This window comes from Halostella litorea, from assembly GCF_004785955.1.
GTDB classification, from domain to species: Archaea; Halobacteriota; Halobacteria; order Halobacteriales; family Natronoarchaeaceae; genus Halostella; species Halostella litorea.
Window position 1 is genome coordinate 885,215 of the sequence record NZ_SJER01000001.1, and the last position, 17,907, is coordinate 903,121.

The 17,907-nt window shown below is 71.0% G+C and carries 23 protein-coding genes; 14 read left to right on the plus strand and 9 right to left on the minus strand.

Annotated features, from left to right (window positions below; genetic code table 11):
- Positions 1–63 precede the first annotated feature (63 nt).
- The 3 genes from EYW40_RS10065 to EYW40_RS10075 form a co-directional block, all read right to left on the minus strand.
- The gene (locus EYW40_RS10065; protein ID WP_135821474.1) at positions 64–2,016 is read right to left on the minus strand and encodes an AMP-dependent synthetase/ligase; all 1,953 of its coding nucleotides are present in this window, start codon (positions 2,014–2,016) and stop codon (positions 64–66) included.
- 120 nt (positions 2,017–2,136) lie between these two features.
- The gene (locus EYW40_RS10070) at positions 2,137–3,051 is read right to left on the minus strand and encodes an MBL fold metallo-hydrolase (protein WP_135821475.1); all 915 of its coding nucleotides are present in this window, start codon (positions 3,049–3,051) and stop codon (positions 2,137–2,139) included.
- A 56-nt stretch (positions 3,052–3,107) separates the two neighbouring features.
- Complete coding sequence (locus tag EYW40_RS10075; RefSeq protein WP_135821476.1) at positions 3,108–3,815, minus strand: cupredoxin domain-containing protein; 708 nt, start codon at positions 3,813–3,815, stop codon at positions 3,108–3,110.
- 129 nt (positions 3,816–3,944) lie between these two features.
- On the opposite strand from EYW40_RS10075, the gene serS reads away from it, so the two are divergent.
- A complete protein-coding gene (serS, locus tag EYW40_RS10080; RefSeq protein WP_135821477.1) occupies positions 3,945–5,327 on the plus strand; it encodes a serine--tRNA ligase in 1,383 nt (460 codons plus the stop codon).
- A 27-nt stretch (positions 5,328–5,354) separates the two neighbouring features.
- On the opposite strand, the gene EYW40_RS19615 is transcribed toward serS, so the two are convergent.
- Both EYW40_RS19615 and EYW40_RS10085 read right to left on the minus strand, forming a co-directional pair.
- The gene (locus EYW40_RS19615) at positions 5,355–5,522 is read right to left on the minus strand and encodes a hypothetical protein (RefSeq protein WP_161973193.1); all 168 of its coding nucleotides are present in this window, start codon (positions 5,520–5,522) and stop codon (positions 5,355–5,357) included.
- Between the two features lie 67 nt (positions 5,523–5,589).
- Positions 5,590–5,922, minus strand: coding sequence for a nuclear transport factor 2 family protein (locus EYW40_RS10085; RefSeq protein WP_135821478.1), 333 nt, complete (start codon positions 5,920–5,922; stop codon positions 5,590–5,592).
- Between the two features lie 94 nt (positions 5,923–6,016).
- On the opposite strand from EYW40_RS10085, the gene EYW40_RS19620 reads away from it, so the two are divergent.
- From EYW40_RS19620 to EYW40_RS10095, 3 genes are all read left to right on the plus strand, one after another.
- Positions 6,017–6,160 (plus strand): hypothetical protein, encoded by a 144-nt coding sequence (locus EYW40_RS19620; RefSeq protein WP_161973194.1) that lies wholly within the window; start codon positions 6,017–6,019, stop codon positions 6,158–6,160.
- A gap of 68 nt (positions 6,161–6,228) precedes the next feature.
- On the plus strand, positions 6,229–6,723 hold the full coding sequence (locus EYW40_RS10090) for a DUF367 family protein (protein WP_135821479.1): 495 nt from the start codon (positions 6,229–6,231) through the stop codon (positions 6,721–6,723).
- Positions 6,724–6,771: 48 nt separating this feature from the next.
- The gene (locus EYW40_RS10095) at positions 6,772–6,921 is read left to right on the plus strand and encodes a 50S ribosomal protein L40e (protein WP_135821480.1); all 150 of its coding nucleotides are present in this window, start codon (positions 6,772–6,774) and stop codon (positions 6,919–6,921) included.
- A gap of 39 nt (positions 6,922–6,960) precedes the next feature.
- Here EYW40_RS10095 and EYW40_RS10100 read toward each other — a convergent pair whose 3' ends face one another.
- Positions 6,961–7,572, minus strand: coding sequence for an MBL fold metallo-hydrolase (locus EYW40_RS10100; protein ID WP_135821481.1), 612 nt, complete (start codon positions 7,570–7,572; stop codon positions 6,961–6,963).
- A 113-nt stretch (positions 7,573–7,685) separates the two neighbouring features.
- Between EYW40_RS10100 and EYW40_RS10105 the strand changes: the two genes are divergently transcribed.
- Together EYW40_RS10105 and EYW40_RS10110 are read left to right on the plus strand one after the other, a co-directional pair.
- Complete coding sequence (locus EYW40_RS10105; protein ID WP_135821482.1) at positions 7,686–7,871, plus strand: DUF5786 family protein; 186 nt, start codon at positions 7,686–7,688, stop codon at positions 7,869–7,871.
- Positions 7,871–8,422 (plus strand): endonuclease dU, encoded by a 552-nt coding sequence (locus EYW40_RS10110; protein ID WP_135821483.1) that lies wholly within the window; start codon positions 7,871–7,873, stop codon positions 8,420–8,422. Before EYW40_RS10105 ends, EYW40_RS10110 begins: the two co-directional genes overlap by 1 nt.
- A 15-nt stretch (positions 8,423–8,437) precedes the next feature.
- Here the strand turns inward: EYW40_RS10110 and EYW40_RS10115 are convergent, their stop codons facing one another.
- Complete coding sequence (locus EYW40_RS10115) at positions 8,438–8,716, minus strand: hypothetical protein (RefSeq protein ID WP_135821484.1); 279 nt, start codon at positions 8,714–8,716, stop codon at positions 8,438–8,440.
- Between the two features lie 134 nt (positions 8,717–8,850).
- Between EYW40_RS10115 and EYW40_RS10120 the strand changes: the two genes are divergently transcribed.
- From EYW40_RS10120 to EYW40_RS10135, 4 genes are all read left to right on the plus strand, one after another.
- Positions 8,851–9,444 carry a uracil-DNA glycosylase gene (locus tag EYW40_RS10120; protein ID WP_135821485.1) on the plus strand — a complete coding sequence of 198 codons (594 nt, stop codon included), beginning with the start codon at positions 8,851–8,853 and terminating at the stop codon, positions 9,442–9,444.
- Between the two features lie 64 nt (positions 9,445–9,508).
- Positions 9,509–10,171, plus strand: a complete 663-nt coding sequence (locus tag EYW40_RS10125) for an HAD family hydrolase (RefSeq protein WP_135821486.1) — start codon at positions 9,509–9,511, stop codon at positions 10,169–10,171.
- Positions 10,172–10,209: 38 nt separating this feature from the next.
- Positions 10,210–10,872, plus strand: a complete 663-nt coding sequence (gene hisH / locus EYW40_RS10130; protein ID WP_135821487.1) for an imidazole glycerol phosphate synthase subunit HisH — start codon at positions 10,210–10,212, stop codon at positions 10,870–10,872.
- Positions 10,873–10,917: 45 nt separating this feature from the next.
- Positions 10,918–11,532, plus strand: coding sequence for an SOUL family heme-binding protein (locus EYW40_RS10135; RefSeq protein ID WP_135821488.1), 615 nt, complete (start codon positions 10,918–10,920; stop codon positions 11,530–11,532).
- A gap of 259 nt (positions 11,533–11,791) precedes the next feature.
- On the opposite strand, the gene EYW40_RS10140 is transcribed toward EYW40_RS10135, so the two are convergent.
- The gene (locus tag EYW40_RS10140; RefSeq protein ID WP_135821489.1) at positions 11,792–12,148 is read right to left on the minus strand and encodes a hypothetical protein; all 357 of its coding nucleotides are present in this window, start codon (positions 12,146–12,148) and stop codon (positions 11,792–11,794) included.
- A gap of 389 nt (positions 12,149–12,537) precedes the next feature.
- On the opposite strand from EYW40_RS10140, the gene EYW40_RS10145 reads away from it, so the two are divergent.
- The 3 genes from EYW40_RS10145 to EYW40_RS10155 are packed head-to-tail and all read left to right on the plus strand — an operon-like array spanning position 12,538 to position 15,887.
- Complete coding sequence (locus EYW40_RS10145) at positions 12,538–13,647, plus strand: tRNA (guanine(26)-N(2))-dimethyltransferase (RefSeq protein ID WP_135821490.1); 1,110 nt, start codon at positions 12,538–12,540, stop codon at positions 13,645–13,647.
- A gap of 54 nt (positions 13,648–13,701) precedes the next feature.
- A complete protein-coding gene (locus EYW40_RS10150; protein ID WP_135821491.1) occupies positions 13,702–15,000 on the plus strand; it encodes a YihY/virulence factor BrkB family protein in 1,299 nt (432 codons plus the stop codon).
- Positions 14,997–15,887: a phosphatase PAP2 family protein gene (locus EYW40_RS10155; protein ID WP_135821492.1), complete on the plus strand. Its 891-nt coding sequence runs from the start codon at positions 14,997–14,999 to the stop codon at positions 15,885–15,887. Before EYW40_RS10150 ends, EYW40_RS10155 begins: the two co-directional genes overlap by 4 nt.
- Here the strand turns inward: EYW40_RS10155 and glnA are convergent.
- Positions 15,884–17,251 carry a type I glutamate--ammonia ligase gene (gene glnA, locus EYW40_RS10160; protein WP_135821493.1) on the minus strand — a complete coding sequence of 456 codons (1,368 nt, stop codon included), beginning with the start codon at positions 17,249–17,251 and terminating at the stop codon, positions 15,884–15,886. The genes EYW40_RS10155 and glnA overlap by 4 nt on opposite strands.
- Before the next feature lie 126 nt (positions 17,252–17,377).
- On the opposite strand from glnA, the gene lrp reads away from it, so the two are divergent.
- Positions 17,378–17,836 carry an HTH-type transcriptional regulator Lrp gene (gene lrp, locus EYW40_RS10165; RefSeq protein WP_135821494.1) on the plus strand — a complete coding sequence of 153 codons (459 nt, stop codon included), beginning with the start codon at positions 17,378–17,380 and terminating at the stop codon, positions 17,834–17,836.
- Positions 17,837–17,907 lie beyond the last annotated feature (71 nt).

Genomic DNA, 17,907 nt, shown 5'->3' on the forward strand with positions numbered 1-17,907 from the left:
ACCACATTATAAATTGTTTTATTGTTTCTTGACAGGAGAGCGGAGAAACCGACGCGTGACGGGCTATCCGCCGTAGATCGACTCTATCTCGTCGGCGAACCGGTCGAGGATGTTCCGGCGTTTCTTCTTCATCGTCGGCGTGAGCAGGTCGTTGTCCTCGGAGAACTCCTCGGGGACGAGGCGGAACTGCTTGATCCGCTCGTGGGACTCGAACCGCTCGTTGATCCGGTCGACCTCCGCCTGGACGAACTCGTGGACCCGGTCGTCCCGACAGAGGGCGGCGCGCTCCTCGGGCAGGTCGATCCCCTCCCCGTCGGCCCACGCCCGCACCCGCTCGACGTTCGGCACCAGCAGGGCGCTGACGAACTTCTCGCCGTCCCCCATCACCAGACACTGCTCGACCACGTCGCTGGAGGCGAAGGCGTCCTCGATGGGGGCCGGCGCGACGTTTTTCCCCGTCGAGAGGACGAGCAGTTGCTTGGCCCGCTCGCGGAAGACGAGGTAGTCGTCGTGGCGGCGCTGGATGATGTCGCCGGTGCGGAACCACGGGTCGCCGCCGTCGTCAGCCTCGACGAACGCCGCGTCGGTCTCCTCGGGCTTGTTCCAGTATCCCTCGGTCACGTTCGGTCCCCGGACGAACAGTTCGCCGACCTCCCCCTCGGCGTCGGCGAACTGCTCCGCGGAGACGACCGAGTCGTCGATCCGCACGTCCACGTCCGGCAGGGGCGGCCCGATGGTGCCGACCTCCGGCGCGTCCGGCGGGTTGACGGCGACGACCGGCGACGTCTCGGTGAGCCCGTACCCCTCGTAGATCGGCAGCCCCATCCCGTGGTACAGCGCACAGAGGTCCGGCGAGAGGCTCCCGCCGCCGCTGATGAGGAACTCGATCTCGCCGCCGAGCGCGTCCTTCACCTGGTCGAACACGAGGCGGTCGGCGACGGCCTTCCGCGCCCGGAGGCCGACGCCGGGGCTGTCGCTTTCGTGGTACTCGCGGCCCACGTCGGTCGCCCACTCGAAGATCCGCTCCTTGAGGTCCGACTCGCTGGCCTGCTCGCGGATCGCGTCGTATATCTTCTCGTACACCCGCGGCACGCTCGTCGCCGACGTCGGTTCGACGGCCCGGAAGTCCTCGCGGAGCGTGTCGGGGCTCTCGGCGTAGGCCACGCAGGCCCCGCTGGCGAACATGACGAAGTGGCCCGCGGTCCGCTCGAACACGTGCGCCAGCGGCAGGAAGGAGACGGTCCGGGTCTCCTCGTCGATGGTCCCGCCGCCGGCCTCGCGGTCCGGCCGCGGCGCGTACCGCCTGCGGATCCCGTTGACGTTCGACCGGAAGTTCCGGTGGGTGAGCTTCACCCCCTTCGGCTGGCCGGTGGTGCCGGAGGTGTAGATCAGGCTCGCCAGGTCCTCGGGGTCGCGGGCGTCGACCCACGACTCGTACTCGTCGGGGTCGTACGCCGTCGCGCCGCGCTCGTGGACCTCCGCGAGGGTGTACACGTCGTCGCGGTCGCTGTCGACGGCGTCCATCGTCACGACAAAGGAGAGGTCCAGATCGTCCTCGACGGCCAGCACGGAGTCGAGCTGGTCGCGCCCCTCGACGACGACCGCGTCGGCGTCCGGGTCGTCGAGCAGGTAGCGCACCTGCGACCGCGACGACCCGCGGTACACCGTCGTCACGGCCGCGCCGGCGGCGAGCAGGGCGAAGTCACACTGCGCCCACTCCATCCGGGTGGCGGCGTAGATGCCGACGCGGTCGCCCCCGGCGACGCCGAGGTCGCGAAACCCCGTCGCCAGGTTCCGCACGATGGAGCGCATGTCGGCGTACGACAGCGTCCGGAACTCCCCCGCCGGAGCCGCCGTGAGGACGGAGCCGACGAGCGAGCGGTCGTACACCCCGCCCTTGTACCGCTGGGCCGGGCGCTGCCGGTGCCGCTCCGCGGCGTCCTCGAACATCCGCGGCAGCGTCGTGTCCCCGATTACCTCGTCGGTGTACTCGCGTTCCGCGTCCCGCCAATGCATACGAACCGAAAGGGAGCCCGCGGAGGATAAATCATGATGGAACCGCGGGGGAGTGTGCTGGCGTTTACTCGGCCGGCGCTGGGCGGCGGAGCAGGCGGTCCGGCCGCCGGCGGAGCGCCGTCACGCGCCGTCCTCGCGGTCCAGGTACGCCAGCACGCCGCGGACGTTCATCGCCGTCTCGCCGCGGGCCTTCCGCTCGCCCCACACGCGGTCCATCGACGTGTGCTCGACGAAGTGGTCGACCACCGCCCCGTCGTCGTCCAGTTCCGCGCGCTTCCGCTCGACGGCCCCGACCCAGTCGGTGAGCACGTCGGTGTACTCGGTGAGCAGGCCGTCGGCCTCGACGGGGCCGAAGTGGGCAAAGAGCAGCGTCTCCGGCTCCATCGCCACCAGCATCTCGGCGTCGGCCAGCGCCGCCTCCAGGTCGAACTGCGGCGGCGGCGTCGTCTCCCGCACCTCGTCGATGGAGGGCACCCAGATGCCCGCCGCGTCGGCGGTGAAGACCGCGTCGTTCGCGGGGTCCTCGAACACGACCTGGTGGGGGGCGTGGCCCGGCGCGTGGTGGGCGACCAGCGCGTGCTCGCCGAGGTCGATCGCGTCGCCGTCGGTGATCTCGGTGATCCGGTCCTCCGGCACCGGGTCGGGCTCCGTGTAGAACTCGATCTGGTCGCCGACCGCCCGTTTCGTCCCCTCCCACAGCCGCGAGGGGTCCGCGAGGTGGCGCGCGCCGCGCTCGTGGACGTACACCTCCGCGTTCGGGCAGGCGTCCGCGAGGAAGCCCGCACCGCCGGCGTGGTCGAGGTGGACGTGCGTGACCGCGATCACCGCCAGTTCCTCGGGGGCGACGCCGGCCTCCTCCAGGGCCGCCAGCACGCGCTCGTAGTTCGTCCCGATCCCGGTGTCGACTATCGCCGGCCGCTCGTCGTCGACCACGTACACCGACCCGTACTCCGCGGTGTCGTACATCCCGGTGTCGACGTAGTACAGGTCCGTACAGTCGCCCGCGGTCACCCGCCGAACGTCTCCCGCTTCCATGGGTCAAGCCCCGCCCCCGGACGGCAAAAAACCTCGTGCCGCGGGGGCCGGTCCCGTTACCGCCGACGGCGGCGCAGGCCGAGCGCGCCGACCAGCCCCGCGACCGCCGCGGCGACGCCGAAACCGGGCTGGCCGCCGCCGTCGCTGTCGCCGTCCGTCCCACCGGAGTCGCCCGAACCGTCGGCCGTCGTCGTCTCGTCGCCGGCCATCGTCGTGCCGTCGTCCGTTGTCGCCCCGCCGTCCGTCGTCGTGCTGTCGGCCGTGGTTGCCCCGCCGGCCGTCGTCGCGTCCGACGTCGTCGTGTCGGAAGTCCCGCTGTCCGCGGTCGTTCCGGGGGTCGTCGTCTCCGACCCGACCTGTACGTCGCCCGTCATCGAGCCGTGGATCCGACAGCGGTACGACGCGACGGCCTCGGTCGCGGTGAACGTTACCGAGCGCGTCGCTCCCTCCTCGCCGACCGACTCCGTGTTCGCGACCGCGTCGCCGCTGGCGTCCTCGACGTAGAGGTTGTGGCTGACGCCGTCGGCGTTCTCCCAGACGATCTCGTACTCGACGCCCGGCTCCAGTTGCAGCGTCGGGTTCTCCTCGCCCGCGATGGACTCGGGCGCGACCCCCTGCCACCCGGAGAGGTCGCTCTCCAGCCTGATCGTCTCGGCCTGCGCGTCGCGGGACGACGGGCGGGCGGCGGCCGTCGCCGGGAGCGCGAGCGCCGCCGCCGTCGCCGCCAGTACGCCGCGTCGGGACGCCGCGATGGTGTCGGTCATCGTCCCTACTGGGGGCCGCCCGCGCATAAGCGTGGGGTGGTCCCGCGGCGGCCGCGCGGCCGTCGACCGTGACGGCGTCCCACAGTTCCGACACGGTTTTGCCACGGCGTCGAGAATCCACGGGCAAGAATGCTCGACCGGACGTACCTGCGCGAGAACCCCGACGAGGTCCGGACGGCGGTCGACCGGAAGGGGGTCGACGGCGTCGACGTCGACGGGATACTCGCCCTCGACGAGGAGTGGCGCGAACTGAAGGCCCGCGGCGACGACCTGCGCCACGAGCGCAACGAGGTGTCGAGCCGCATCGGGGAGCTGAAACAGGAAGGCAAGGAGGAGAAAGCCCAGGAGGCTATCGAGCGCTCGGGGGAGCTCAAGGCCGAACTCGAGGAGGTCGAGGAGCGGGCCGACGAACTGGCCGACGAACTCGACGAGCGCCTGCTCGAACTCCCGAACGTCCCCCACGAGAGCGTCCCCGTCGGCGAGGACGAGAGCGACAACGTCGAGCGCTACCGTGAGGGGTTCGACGACCTGCGGGACCTGCCCGACGAGGTCGTTCCCCACTACGACCTCGGCGAGGAACTGGACGTGCTCGACTTCGAGCGCGGCGCGAAGGTGACCGGCGGCGGCTTCCAGTTCGTCAAGGGGGCGGGCGCGCGGCTCGAACACGCGCTGGTCCAGTTCATGCTGGACGTCCACCGCGAGCAGGGGTACGAGGACGTGCTCCCGCCGATCCCCGTCAACAGCGAGTCGATGCGCGGCACCGGCCAGCTCCCCAAGTTCGCCGAGGACGCCTACCGCGTCGGCGCGCGCCAGGACGACGAGTACGGCGACGACGACCTCTGGCTCCTGCCGACCGCGGAGGTGCCGGTGACGAACATGTACCGCGACGAGATCCTGCTGGACGACGACCTCCCCGTCAAACACCAGGCGTTCTCGCCGAACTTCCGCCGGGAGGCGGGCGAGCACGGCACCGAGACGCGGGGGTACGTCCGCGTCCACCAGTTCCACAAGGTCGAACTCGTCAACTTCGTCCGCCCCGAGGAGAGCTACGACCGCCTCGAAGGGCTGCTGGGCGAGGCCGAGGAGATCCTCGACCGCCTCGGCCTCCCCTACCGCGTGCTGGACATGTGCACCGGCGATATGGGCTTCACCCAGGCCAAGAAGTACGACATCGAGGTGTGGGCCCCCGGCGACGACATGGCGGACGGCCCCGCGGAGGGCGGCCGCTGGCTGGAAGTCTCCAGCGTCTCGAACTTCGAGGACTTCCAGGCGCGCCGGGCCGGCCTCCGCTACCGGCCGGAGCGCCACGAGAGCGCCGAGTACCTCCACACGCTCAACGGGTCGGGGCTGGCCGTCCCGCGCGTGATGGTCGCGGTCATGGAGTACTACCAGAACGAGGACGGCACCGTCACCGTCCCCGAGGCGCTCCGCCCGTACATGGGCGGGCAGGAGGTCATCGAGGGCGGCGACCCGGTCGGCGAGAGCGCGCTCGGCGCCGGCGAGCGGGAGTAAGCCCGCAGACACCCGACGATCCGTCGGTCAGTGTCCGTCTGCGGACCCGCCCGGCACGGGGACCGTGATCGTCCGGTCGCTCGCGAACAACACGAAGAGCGCGAACAGCCCGAACAGCGCCGGTTCGTCCGCGGGGACGCCGAGGACCCCGAGCGATCCGAGCACGCCCAGCTTTCGTACAGCTATTTCCCGCATAGTAGTTAGTTGAACGCCCGGATCGAAAAACGTTCCGTCGGTTCGCGCGTTCCGACGCCGGGGAGCGTCACCGCGTGAACGTCTCCAGCCGCTCGATCCGGCCGTCCGCGCCCAGTTCGTGGACGTCGACGAACCGGAACAGCGTCGCGCCGTCGGCGTCGAGCAGGCGGCCCCGGGCGGCGACCTCGTCGCCCGCGGCGAACACCGTCCGCAGTTCGTGGGTCGTGTCGGTCATCGGCCGGTCGTCGCGCATGAACGCGACGAACGCCTCGCGGCCCTCGAACGTCCGGTCCGGCCGGTGCTGAACGAACGCCGGCGCGAGCAGCGATTCGAACTCCCCGTAGTCGCCCGCGTCGAGCGCGGCGTAGTACGCCCGGACGGTCGCCTCGGCGTCTGGCATGCCCGACGTTGGGGCGGCGGCGGTGGAAAACCCGTCGGTCGCCGCGACGCGGCCCCACCGAAGACGGTTTGTCCCGCATGGGCGAACCCCCGGCGTGCTCAGCCTCAACCAGAAGGCCGTCGTGCTGACGACGCTGTTCGGACTCAACGTCGTGTCGTACCTGTTCGGCGGAGTCCTCGCCCTGTTGCTGGTCACCCTGCCCTCGCTCGGCGTCGCCGTCGGCGTCCTGCGGCGGTGATCGGAAACGCGGTAGCGCGCCAGCGACGCTCCGAGCGCTTTTTCCGGGGTAGCCGCGTAGCCCGGGGCGTGGACCTGCACGTGCTGTACGAGGGGGACGACGACCCCGACAAGTGCACCGCCCGGAAGCTCGCGCGGTTCGACCTCGCCGACCTCCACCGGTCGACGGGGGCGACGCCGTACGGCGTCGTGTTGAACCCCCACGCCGAGCGGGCGCTGTCGCCGGCCGACGCCGACGCCGGGCGGCTGGTCGCGCTGGACTGCTCGTGGGAGACGGCCGGCGAGGCGCGGTTCGACCTGCCGGGCGAGCACCGGGCGCTCCCCTTCCTCGTCGCCGCCAACCCCGTCAACTACGGGAAGCCGTTCCGGCTGACGACCGTCGAGGCGCTGGCCGCCGCGCTTTCGATCCTCGGGGAGCGCGACCACGCCGAGCGGATCCTCGCGAAGTTCACCTGGGGCGAGACGTTCCTCGAACTGAACGCCGAACCGCTCGCCCGGTACGCCGACTGCGAGGACTCCGCGGACGTGGTCGCCGTTCAGGACGAGTATCTGGCCGATGAGTAGCGAACGCACTCGGAAACCCTTTTATCCGGTCGCTGGCAACGGGCGGGTATGGCTACGTTCGAGAAAGCGGAGAGTCGAATCCTCGACAAGATGATCTGCATGCGCTGTAACGCCCGCAACCCCAAGCGGACCGACAAGTGCCGGAAGTGCGGCTACGGGAAGCTCCGCCCGAAGGCAAAGGAGTCCCGCAGCGCCTGATCCGGCGGCTTTCTCCGTTTTCCCCGCCCGCCAGCGGCGCTACTCGTCGGGGTACTTCGGCTCGCGTTGCTCGGCCCGCGAGAGCGCCGTCTCGATCACGTCCCGCACGTCGCCGTGGAACACGCCGCCGTGGCCGGCGTACATGTGCTCGACGCCGTCGGGCAACCGGTCCAGAATCCGCTCGATGCTGTCGATGAGTTCCTCGCGGGACTGGCCGGCGTAGTCGGTCCGGCCGAAGCTCCCGTAGTCGAACGCGCCGTCGTCGTGGACCACTACGTCGCCGCTGAAAATGCTCTCAGGGCCGACAAGGGAGACGTGGTCGTCGGCGTGGCCGGGGGTGTACACGACCTCCGTCCGCTCGTCGCCGACGGTCACCGCGTCGCCGTCCTCGACCGCCCGCGTCCGGCGTGGGTGGTCGCCGTACGCGACCACTTCGGGGTCGAACGCCTCGACCACCGCGTCCAGTTCCGAGACGTGGTCGCCGTGCTGGTGGGTGAGCACGACCGCGTCCACGTCGTCGGTCTCCTCGCGTATCCGGTCGACGACGCCCGGCATCGCGCCCGCGTCGACGAGCGTCGTGCGCTCGCCGAGCGCGAGGTACGCGTTGCAGGTGAACGTGTCCGCCTCGGCGGTGACGTTGACGACTTCCATGGGCGGCAGTGGGGGAGCGAACGGCAAAACGGTGCGGGATCGGGCGGTAGTACCACCGGGGTGACTCCCTGCGGGGAATTTTTTAGGCACAAGCGGTTAGTTGAACACGTAGCATGGGTTTCGGGAGCTACGACGAATCGGAGCAGGAGAACCAGAACATCGAGGCCGACATCGACGACGAGGACGGGGTATCGACCGGAACCAACGACCACGACGGCGACGTGGAGTACGAGATCGGCGCGTCGAGCGACGAACTGATCGACCGCCTCAAGGACATCAAGGAGCGCGACGCGAGCTGATGAAGGAGGGGACGCGGGCGCTCGGCGTCGCCGAGTCGTACCGAGGGGACCGGAGCACGCTGGCCGGCGCGGTGGTCCGGGCGTCCCGCGTCGTCGACGGACTCGCCTTTTCTTCGTGCACCGTGGGCGGGAGCGACGCGACCGCCGGGATAGTCGACCTCTGGGAGCGACTGGACCGCGAGGACGTCCGCTACGTGCTGGTCGCCGGCGTCGCGCTCGCGTGGTACAACGTCGTCGACCTGAAGCGCCTCCAAGAGGCGACCGGCCGCCCGGTGCTTTCGGTCACGTTCGAGGACAGCGAGGGGCTCGAACCGTCGCTCCGCGACGAGTTCGACGGCGCGGCGCTGGACCGCCGGCTGGCGGCCTACGAGGCGCTGCCGCCGCGCCGGCGCGTCGACGTCGGCGACGGGGCGGTGTTCGCCCGGAGCGTCGGGCTGGACGGCGACGAGGCCGCCCGCGTCGTCCGCGCATTCACGCCGGCGGGCGGCCGCCCCGAACCGCTCCGCGTGGCGCGGCTGGCGGCGCGGGCGGGCGACGAGTACGTCGAGTGACGGGCGCGTCCCGTCTCACCCCGGCGAGGCGGCGAAGAACGTCCCGTACAGCGTCACCGCGAGCAGGAACGTCCCGACCGCGAGGAGAACGGCCCCGCCGAGTCTGAACGTCCACGCCCGTTGCTCGCGCAGGTCCTCGTAGTGCTCGGGATCCTCGGAGGGCGGTTTCCAGCTCACGGACTCCGCGTACCGCTCCTGGAGGGCCAGCGCCGTCTCCACGCGAAACGCGAGCGCGTATCCGAGGCCGAGGAGGGCCAGCGCGAACGCGCCCAGTCCGACGGATACGGTCGACACAGGTCGGCCGGAGGTAACCGTGCGAGCGACTTGAATGGCCGTGGTCGAAACGAGGGCGGGGGACGGAGGCCGCAAACCCGGACGCTTTTGGTCGCGCCACGCCACCGGCCACGAAGAGGACCCGAATCACACCGATGAGTTCAGAGAACTTCAGCGTCACCGACTGCGAGCGCTGCCCCGCACTCTGTGCGTCCCGGAGCCGGATCGTCAACGGGACCGGCCCGGCCGACGCCGACGTGCTGTTCGTCGGCGAAGCGCCCGGCGCGAACGAAGACGAGCGGGGGGAGCCGTTCGTCGGCCGCAGCGGCGACGTGCTCGACGAGGCGCTGCTGGAAGCCGGCCTCGACCGCGAGACGGTCCGGATCACCAACTGCGTCCGGTGCCGGCCGCCGGACAACCGCGACCCGACGGGCGAGGAGCTGTCGAACTGCCGCGAGTACCTGGAGGCGGAGATAGCCGCCGTCGACCCCGCCGTCGTCGTCACGCTGGGGAAGGTGCCAAGCGAGCACATGCTCGGCCGCGACGTGGCGGTGACGAAGGAGGCGGGCGACCTGACGGACGTGCGGATCGCCGGGGAGCCGCGGCGCGTGCTGGTCTCGGTCCACCCCGCGGCGACGCTGTACGACCGGAGCCAGCGGGGCACGTTCGACGAGACGCTGGCGGCCGCCGCCGACCTCGCCGGCGTCGAAACCGGCGGGGGCGGCCAGTCCCGCCTCGGCGAGTTCTGAGGGGCGACGAGTCCCGGCCGCCGAGCGCGGGATATATCGCCGCGCGGTCCCTAGCCGCCGATAGATGCCACCCGAGTCCCTGTACGACGCGGTGCTGTTCGACAACGACGGCGTGATAGTCGAGCGGACGACCCCGGCGACGATGACGCCCGCGATCCGGGCGGCGTTCCGGGACGTGGGCGTCGACGACCCCGACCCCGAACACGTCGAGTACTTCCTCCGCGGGCGGATGGACGAGATGGCGGCCATCTGCCGGGAGTACGGCGTCGACCACGAGGCGTTCTGGGAGCGCCGCGAGCGCCGCGTCCTCGACGCACAGCGGCGGGTCATCGAGAGCGGCGAGAAGGCGCTGTACGACGACGTGGCGGTCGTCGACGACATCGGCGCGGACTGCGCCATCGTCAGCAACAACCAGGACGAGACGGTCGAGTTCGTCGTCGACCACCACGGGCTGGCCGACCGGTTCGACCCGGCGATCGGCCGCGAGATGTCGGTCGCGGGCGTCCGCCGGAAGAAGCCCGAACCGGACCTGATCGAGGACGCGCTGGCCGCGCTCGGGGCCGAGACGGCGCTGTACGTCGGCGACAGCGCGACCGACGTGGCGGCGGCCCACGCCGCTGGGATCGACTCCGTGTACGTCGACCGCCCGCACCACGACCCGGAGGCGCTGGACCGGGAGCCGACCCACACGGTCGCCGACCTGACGGAACTCCGGGAGCTGGTGTAAGGGAAAGCGACTTGCCCCGCCTCCGCCTACGTCGGAGCATGAGCCAGCAGACGCAGGCGGCGACCCAGGCGACGGCGTCGGTCGTCGTCGTCGACTACGGCCTCGGGAACCTCCGGAGCGTGACCCGGGGGCTGGAGCGCGCCGGGGCCGACGTGACGCTGACCGACGACCCGGAGACGTTCCCCGAGGCGGACGGGATCGTGTTGCCCGGCGTCGGCGCGTTCCGCGAGGGCATGGAGAACGCCGGGCCGTACCGCGAGCCGCTGGTCGCCGCCGCCGAGCGCGGCCAGCCCGTCTTCGGCATCTGCCTCGGGATGCAGATGCTGCTGACCAGCAGCGAGGAGGCCGAGCGCGCCGGCCAGGGCGACGTGCGCGGCCTCGACCTCGTCCCCGGCACGAACGTCCGGTTCCGCGGGGACCGCAAGGTGCCCCACATGGGCTGGAACGAGCTCTCGGTCGAGCGGGACCACCCGCTCGTCGACGGCGTCGACGGGGAACACGCCTACTTCGTCCACTCCTACTACGCCGAGCCCGACGACCCCGACGCGGTCGTCACGACGACGGACTACGGGACCGCGTTCCCGAGCATCGTCGCCAACGAGGCCGGCAACGTGTTCGGCACGCAGTTCCACCCCGAGAAGAGCGGCGAGACGGGGCTGACTATCCTGCGGAACTTCGTCGGCATCTGCGCCGACGCGTAGCCCGTCGACGGTCGCGGTTTTGTCCGTGCGGCCCGTACGGCACCCATGCGCAGCACAACCAAGTGGGCGCTGGCGGCGGCCGGCGGCCTCGCGGCGGCGTGGGTCGGCCGGAGCCTGTACCGCGCGAAGACGACCGAGCGCGTGCGCTACGCGACCGTCCGGACGGTCGGCGGCGTCGAGATACGGCGCTACCCGCGTACGGTCCTCGCGGAGACGACCGCGGAGAGCGAGCGGGCGGCGTTCCGGCGGCTCTTCCGGTACATCACGGGCGAGAACCGGCGCGGGGACGAGGTCGCGATGACCGCGCCGGTGCGGACGGAGGGGACGGAGATAGCGATGACCGCGCCCGTCCGCTCGTCCGAGGCCGGCGGCGAGGTGACGATGGCGTTCTACCTCCCCGCGGAGTACACGCCGGACACGGCACCGGAGCCGACGGACTCCGAGGTGTCGCTGGTCGTCGAGGACACCCGGAAGCTCGCCGTCAAGCGCTTCTCGTGGACCGCCACGGCCGAGCGCGTCCGGCGGCACGAGCGCGACCTGCTCGACGCGGTCGCGGCCCACGAACTGCAACCGCAGGGCGAGCCGTTCCTCATGCGGTACGACGCCCCTGGGACGCCGTCGGTCCTCCGGACGAACGAGGTTGCGGTGGAGATAGCGTAGCCCGACGTTTCCACGCGGCCAGCGCGAGCGCGCGGCGCGCCTCCGCGCCGCGGCGAGCGTCCGGGGAAGGGCAGGCGCTCGAAGCGTGTCGCGGCGACCACCGCGACTCGCGCAGACTAGCGGGCCTTAGCGAGAATCGCGCAGCGATTCTGGCGGCGTCTTCGCGAACGAAGTGAGCGAAGGCCCGGAGGACGCGGAGCGTCCTCCGGTGGACATGAAAAGGGCGAGCGCGACTGCCAAGGAGCGCCGAGGGCTTTCCCTAGATGAATTCGCGGACTTCCGAGTACCACATGTCGTGGTGCTCGACCGCGCCGATCCGCTCGGCGATGGCGACGGCGAGCGTGTGCCAGCACAGCTCGGTCGGGTCCTCCGGGTCGAGGTTGTACTCGCTGTCCTTGCAGGTGCAGCCGCCGTTCTCGACGACGTACTCCTCGCGGTGGCCGACGACGACCGTGAAGTCGCGGTACTCCTTCACCCGGCCCTCCGAGACCGCCTCGATGGCGCGGACGCCGCGGTCGCCGTGGACCGCGGTGATGCGGCTGACGGCGTCGGGCGTCAGTTCGCCGGCGTCGGCCAGCGCGGCCTGCCACTCCTCGACGCGGGTCACCCTCGCCACCCCGGGCCGCGGCCGCCGTCGGTCCCGATCACTGCACCGGAGTAGGGAGCCCCCCGACAAAACAGGTTCGGTGTCGCGGGTCGGGTGCCGGGGTGTGGACCGCAAACGCAGCAGCGGGACCGACGAATACGACGATCTCGAAAGCCCCCGCGCGCTCGCCGCCTGCGACTCGCTGTGCGCGCTCGCTTCGCTCGCGTGCTTGCGTCGTCTCGGCTGGCGAGCGCGCGGCCCCTTTCAGTCCCGCCCGGGCGCGTTGGTCGAGGGAGCGTCGAGGCGGTGGTCGACCAGCGATACGTGGGACCGGCTGGCCGGTCGCGCGCCGCGAGCGTCGGCCGGCGTCCCAACGGCCGATCCGCATGGCTTACGGCGGCGGCGCGGCGAGGGTTGGTATGCACGTCCGGGAAGGCGGTGTCGAGGTCGAGGTCCCCGAGCAGGAGAGCGAGGGCATCGACGACGCGGTGTTTTTCAACCCGGTACAGGAGCTGAACAGGGACCTCACCGTCGCCGTCCTGCGGGCGTACGGCGAGCGCGAGCCGCGGGCCGACTCGTACCTCGACGCGATGGCGGCCAGCGGCATCCGGGGGGTCCGGGCGGCCGCGGAGGGGTGGGACGCGACGCTATGTGACGTCGACGCCGACGCCGTCGCGCTGTGCGAGCGCAACCTCGCCGCGAACGACCTCGACGGCGAGGCGGTCCGGCGCGACGCGAACGCGCTCATGCACGAGGAGCTGTTCGACGTGGTCGACATCGACCCGTTCGGGACGCCGATCCCCTTCGCCGACGCCGCCTTCGCCAACGCGCGGAACCTGGTCTGCGTGACCGCGACCGACACCGCGCCGCTCTGTGGCGCGCACTTCGACAGCGGCGTCCGCAAGTACGGCGCGGTGCCGCGAAACACCGACTACCACGGCGAGATGGGGCTGCGCGTGCTCGTCTCGGCGCTCGCCCGGACCGCCGCGCGGTACGACGTGGGTGTCAGGCCGCTGCTGTCGCACGCGACGAACCACTACGCCCGGACGTACCTCGAACTGGAGCACCGCGCGACCGACGCCAACGCCGCGGTCGACGAACTCGGCCACGTCTACCACTGCGAGGACTGCCTCTACCGCGAGACGGAGCGCGGGCTGATCGCGGACCCGCTCGACGACTGTCCGCACTGCGGGAGCACCCGCGTCACGACGGCCGGGCCGATCTGGCTCGGCTCCCTGCGGGACCGCGAGTTCGTCGGCGACGTCCGCGACGCGGTGAGCGACGACATGGGCACCGCCGGGCGGGCGCGCGACCTGCTCGACACGCTGGCGGGCGAACTCGACGAGCCGACCCACTACGACCAGCACCGCCTCTGCAAGCAGTGGAGCCGCCCCGCCGCGGGGATGGACGCCTTCCTCGACCGACTGCGCGAGGCGGGGTACGACGCCTCGCGGGCCCACTACGGCGGGACGACGTTCAAGACCGACGCCGACGTGGCGGCGATCCGCGAGGCGACCGAACACGAGTAGCGGCCGCCCCGCGGGAGCGCGAGCGATTAGTGTCCGGAGGACGAACGGTCGCGGGTGCACCAGCGAGTCAGGGAGACCGTCGCGTTCGGCGGTCGCGTCGTCTCGGTCGTACAGGACCGACAGGTCACGTTTCTGGCGGCCGCCGTCGCGTACTACGCGTTCGTCTCGGCCGTGCCGCTCCTGTTGCTCGCGCTGGTCGTCGCGAGCGTCCTCGGCGGGGACGCGCTCGCCGAGCGGGTCGTCGACGCCGCCGGGCAGGTGCTCACGCCGGCGGGCGCGGACCTGGTCCGGGGGGCGCTGACGGCGGAGGCCGGGCGCGGCGGCGCGACGGTCGTCGGCCTCGTCGGCCTGCTGTGGGGCGGCCTGAAGGTGTTCCGCGGCCTCGACCGGGCGTTCTCGCAGGTGTTCGGCACGACCGGCGAGGGGTCGCTGCTCACCGAGGTCCGGGACGGGGCGGTCGTCCTGTTTGCCGTCGGCGCGGGCAGCGCCGCGGTCGCGGGCGTCGCCGCGGCGGTCGCCGTGCTCCACGGGCCGCTCGTGGGCGAACTGGCGTCGCTCGTCGGCTTCGTCGCGCTCGTCGTCGCCTTCCTCCCGCTGTACTACGTGTTCCCCAACGTCCCGCTGTCGCTCCGCGAGGCCGTTCCCGGCGCGGTCGTCGCGGCGACAGGGTGGACGGTGCTCGGCACCGCGTTTCGCCTGTACGCCGCCAACGCCGACACATACGCCGCCTACGGCGTGCTCGGCGGCGTCCTCCTGCTTGTGACGTGGCTGTACGTCGGCGCGGTCCTGCTCGTGCTCGGCGCGGTCGTCAACGCCGTCCTGACCGGCTACGCGGACCGCGCGGACCGGCAAGTACAACACCGGGGCGGTAGACAGTTACGGACGACCCGACCGATGATCGAGGAGGACGACACGGCCGCGACCGGTGCCCAGTCGGCTGACGACCCCGTCGGGGCGCCCGGCGCGGGCGACGGCGGAGCGGACGACGACACGGACGACCTCGAGGCGGAGGTCGAACGGCTCCGGGAGGAGCTGGCGGCGTTCGAGGACGACGTCGAGGACCGCACCGTCCACCGCGAGGAGATAGAGAGCGACCTGAAGCGGTACGTCCGCAGGCGGGTCCGCCGCGGCCACGCCCGCGGCTGGGGCCCCTACCTCGTGTTGCTGTACGGCACCGCGATGACCATCGGCGCGTTCTACCTGCTCTCGGGCGGGTGGGCGATCCTCGCCATGCTCGTCGTCTGGCTGTCGACGCTGGGCCTCTACGTTCTGATGGTGCTCGTCGGGGCGGGCCTCTCGGTGCTCGGCCTGCCCGGCCGCCTGCGGAACGCGGTGGGCGACTGGCGGTCATGAGCCGTGGCGGCGCGGCCGTCGACGCCCTCCGCGACCTGATCCCGGAGAGCGTCGCGGCCGCGTTCGCCCTGCTCACGCAACTGGGCGACGTGTGGCTGTACGTCCTCGTGCTCACGCTGCTGTACTGGTACGGGAACCGCGAGCGCGCCGCCCGCGTCATCGGCGTCGCGTTCGGCGCTATCGCGCTGACGTACGCGCTCAAGTACGCCTTCGCGCTCCCGCGGCCGCCGGTCGCCCCGCCCGCGCTGCCGGCCGTGGTGCCCGCCGTGTTCGAACCGGTGTACGCCGAAACCGTAAGCGCCGACGGCTACGGCTTCCCCAGCGGGCACGCCGTCGGCAGCGCCGCGGTCTGGGGGGCGCTCGCGCTGTGGAGCGACGTCGGGACCCGCCGCCAGCGGTTCGCCGCGGCGGGCGGGCTGGTCGTCCTGATATCGCTCTCGCGGCTCGTCCTCGGCGTCCACTACCTCGTCGACGTCGTCGCCGGCGTCGCCGTGGGCGCGGCGTACCTCGCGGCGGTCGCCGTCGCGGCGGCGCGGGCGGACGACGGGGCGACGGTCGCGTTCGGCGCGGCGACCGCCGTCGCGCTCGCGGGCGTGGTGGCCAGCGGCGGCGCGGAGGAACCGCTCGCCGCGTTCGGCGCGTCGGCCGGCGGGCTGGTCGCGTGGCGGGTCGCGGACGTGCCGGCGACGCCGTGGCCCCGGTCGACCGTCGGTCTGGGCTACGCGCTGGCGAGCGCCGGCGCGCTCGCGGCGCTCGTCGGGGGGTGGTATCTGCTCTCGCCGCCGCACCTCGTCGTCGCGGCGGTCGCGGCGCTTGCCGTCGGTACCATCGTCGCCGCGCCGAGCGCGGTCGCCCGGGCGAAAAAAAGCGCGGGTCGTCCGGCTTAGAACTTCTCCAAGTACTTCTCCTCTTCCCAGGAGCTGACGTGGGTCTTGTAGTCCGCGAAGTCGGCGTTTTTCGCCTCCGCGAACTTCTCGCTGACGTGGTCGCCCAGCGCCTCGGTGATGACCTCGTCCTCCTCCAGGGCATCGACCGCGGCGCCCAGGTTCGGCGGGAGCGTCTCGATGCCGTACTCCTCCCGCTTCTCGTCGTCGAACTCGTAGATGTCCTCGCGGACGGGGTCGCCGGGGTCGGCGTCGTTCTCGATGCCGTCCAGGCCCGCGGCGATGACGCTCGCGAGCGCGAGGTAGGGGTTGCACGACGGGTCGGGGCTGCGGATCTCGAAGCGCGCGCTCGCACCCGCGGCGTCGGGGACGCGGATGAGCGCCGAGCGGTTGACGTCCGACCACGCGATGTACACCGGGGCCTCGTAGCCGGGGACGAGGCGCTTGTAGGAGTTCACGGTCGGGTTCGTGACGGCCGTGAACGCCTGGGCGTGGTCGAGGACGCCGCCCATGAACTTGTAGGCGACCTCCGAGAGGTTGAACTCGTCGTCCTCGTCGGCGAACGCGTTGCCGTCCTCGTCGAACAGCGAGATGTGGCTGTGCATGCCGGAGCCGTTGATCTCGCCGATCGGCTTGGGCATGAACGTCGCGTGGAGGTCGTTCTGCTCGGCGACGGCGCGGACGACCGCGCGGAACGTGGCGATGTTGTCGGCCGTGCCGAGCGCGTCGTCGTACTTGAAGTTGATCTCGTGTTGGCCCTCGGCGACCTCGTGGTGGCTGGCCTCGATCTCGAAGCCCATGTCCTCCAGCGTGAAGATGATCTCGCGGCGCACGTCGGACGCGAGGTCCTTGGGCGCGAGGTCGAAGTAGCCGCCGGAGTCGTGGGGCGTCGTCGTCGCCTTGCCGTTCTCGTCCTTCTCGAACAGGAAGAACTCGGGCTCGGGGCCGATCGACACCTCGTAGCCCATCGACTCGGCGCGCTCCAGCACGCTCTTCAGGACCTGGCGCGGGCCGCCGGAGAACGGCGTGCCGTCTGTGTTGGCCACGTCACAGATGAGGCGGGCGCTCGCCGCGTCGTCGTCGGAGCGCCACGGCAGGACGGCGAACGTCTCGGGGTCGGGTTCGAGGCGCATGTCCGACTCCTGGATGCGGACGAAGCCCTCGATGGAGGACCCGTCGAACCAGATGCCCTCCTTGAACGCCTTCTCGACCTGCCCCGCGGGGATGGAGACGTTCTTGACCGTGCCGGTGATGTCGGTGAACTGCAGCCGGACGAACTTGACGTTCTCCTCCTCGATCTCCTCAAGTACCGCTTCCTCCTCCGCCGTGAGGCCCTCGGCCTCCTCTGCGAGATTTCCGGTTGTCATCTTTCTCGTCACCGTATCCAAATATGCCTACTACTAAAGTCCTGTCCCTCTGCGCAATTCTTCCCCATCGCGGATGAAATTGGATATTCGTTAAATTCTAATGGCTGGAGAACGACCCCCGAAGTAATGACGTACGAAAATCTCGACGCGGAGCTAGTGAATGCACTCCTGAACGACGGCCGGGCCAGCCTGCGGAGCCTCGGGGAGGAACTGGACGTCTCGGTGACGACGGTGTCGAACCACCTCTCGGACCTGGAGGAGGACGGAGTCATCGACGGCTACACACCGGTCGTCGACTACAGCGCGCTCGGCTACGACGTGACGGCGATCATCCAGCTGAAAGTCGAGGGGAACGCCCTCCCCGACATCACGGGGCGACTGGAGGGCCACAAGCAGATGATAAGCGTCTACGAGGTCACGGGCAACTACGACATCATCGCGATCGGTAAGTTCCAGGACACCGACGGGATGAACGACCAGATCAAGAAGCTGCTGACGGACCCCGACATCAACGAGAGCAACACGAGCGTCGTGCTGGACGCCGCCAGCGAGAACGAGCAGTTCGAGCTCGACATCCACGACTGAGCCCTCGCCCAGCGCTCGGGGAGCGTCTCGCGCGGCCGTTCGCGGCACGCGCTCGCGGTCACAGCGACTGC

What these genes read in the sequence shown, in the direction of transcription:
- EYW40_RS10065 (WP_135821474.1), bottom strand. Translation starts at nt 2,016, where the DNA reads ATGCATTGGCGGGACGCGGAACGCGAGTACACCGACGAGGTAATCGGG.
- EYW40_RS10100 (WP_135821481.1), bottom strand. Translation starts at nt 7,572, where the DNA reads ATGGAAGTCGTCAACGTCACCGCCGAGGCGGACACGTTCACCTGCAAC.
- EYW40_RS10120 (WP_135821485.1), top strand. Translation starts at nt 8,851, where the DNA reads ATGAGTTCAGAGAACTTCAGCGTCACCGACTGCGAGCGCTGCCCCGCA.
- EYW40_RS19615 (WP_161973193.1), bottom strand. Translation starts at nt 5,522, where the DNA reads ATGCGGGAAATAGCTGTACGAAAGCTGGGCGTGCTCGGATCGCTCGGG.
- EYW40_RS10135 (WP_135821488.1), top strand. Translation starts at nt 10,918, where the DNA reads ATGCGCAGCACAACCAAGTGGGCGCTGGCGGCGGCCGGCGGCCTCGCG.
- serS (WP_135821477.1), top strand. Translation starts at nt 3,945, where the DNA reads ATGCTCGACCGGACGTACCTGCGCGAGAACCCCGACGAGGTCCGGACG.
- EYW40_RS10110 (WP_135821483.1), top strand. Translation starts at nt 7,871, where the DNA reads ATGAAGGAGGGGACGCGGGCGCTCGGCGTCGCCGAGTCGTACCGAGGG.
- EYW40_RS10075 (WP_135821476.1), bottom strand. Translation starts at nt 3,815, where the DNA reads ATGACCGACACCATCGCGGCGTCCCGACGCGGCGTACTGGCGGCGACG.
- EYW40_RS10095 (WP_135821480.1), top strand. Translation starts at nt 6,772, where the DNA reads ATGGCTACGTTCGAGAAAGCGGAGAGTCGAATCCTCGACAAGATGATC.
- EYW40_RS10125 (WP_135821486.1), top strand. Translation starts at nt 9,509, where the DNA reads ATGCCACCCGAGTCCCTGTACGACGCGGTGCTGTTCGACAACGACGGC.
- lrp (WP_135821494.1), top strand. Translation starts at nt 17,378, where the DNA reads ATGACGTACGAAAATCTCGACGCGGAGCTAGTGAATGCACTCCTGAAC.
- EYW40_RS10105 (WP_135821482.1), top strand. Translation starts at nt 7,686, where the DNA reads ATGGGTTTCGGGAGCTACGACGAATCGGAGCAGGAGAACCAGAACATC.
- hisH (WP_135821487.1), top strand. Translation starts at nt 10,210, where the DNA reads ATGAGCCAGCAGACGCAGGCGGCGACCCAGGCGACGGCGTCGGTCGTC.
- EYW40_RS10070 (WP_135821475.1), bottom strand. Translation starts at nt 3,051, where the DNA reads ATGGAAGCGGGAGACGTTCGGCGGGTGACCGCGGGCGACTGTACGGAC.
- EYW40_RS10085 (WP_135821478.1), bottom strand. Translation starts at nt 5,922, where the DNA reads ATGCCAGACGCCGAGGCGACCGTCCGGGCGTACTACGCCGCGCTCGAC.
- EYW40_RS10145 (WP_135821490.1), top strand. Translation starts at nt 12,538, where the DNA reads ATGCACGTCCGGGAAGGCGGTGTCGAGGTCGAGGTCCCCGAGCAGGAG.
- EYW40_RS10155 (WP_135821492.1), top strand. Translation starts at nt 14,997, where the DNA reads ATGAGCCGTGGCGGCGCGGCCGTCGACGCCCTCCGCGACCTGATCCCG.
- glnA (WP_135821493.1), bottom strand. Translation starts at nt 17,251, where the DNA reads ATGACAACCGGAAATCTCGCAGAGGAGGCCGAGGGCCTCACGGCGGAG.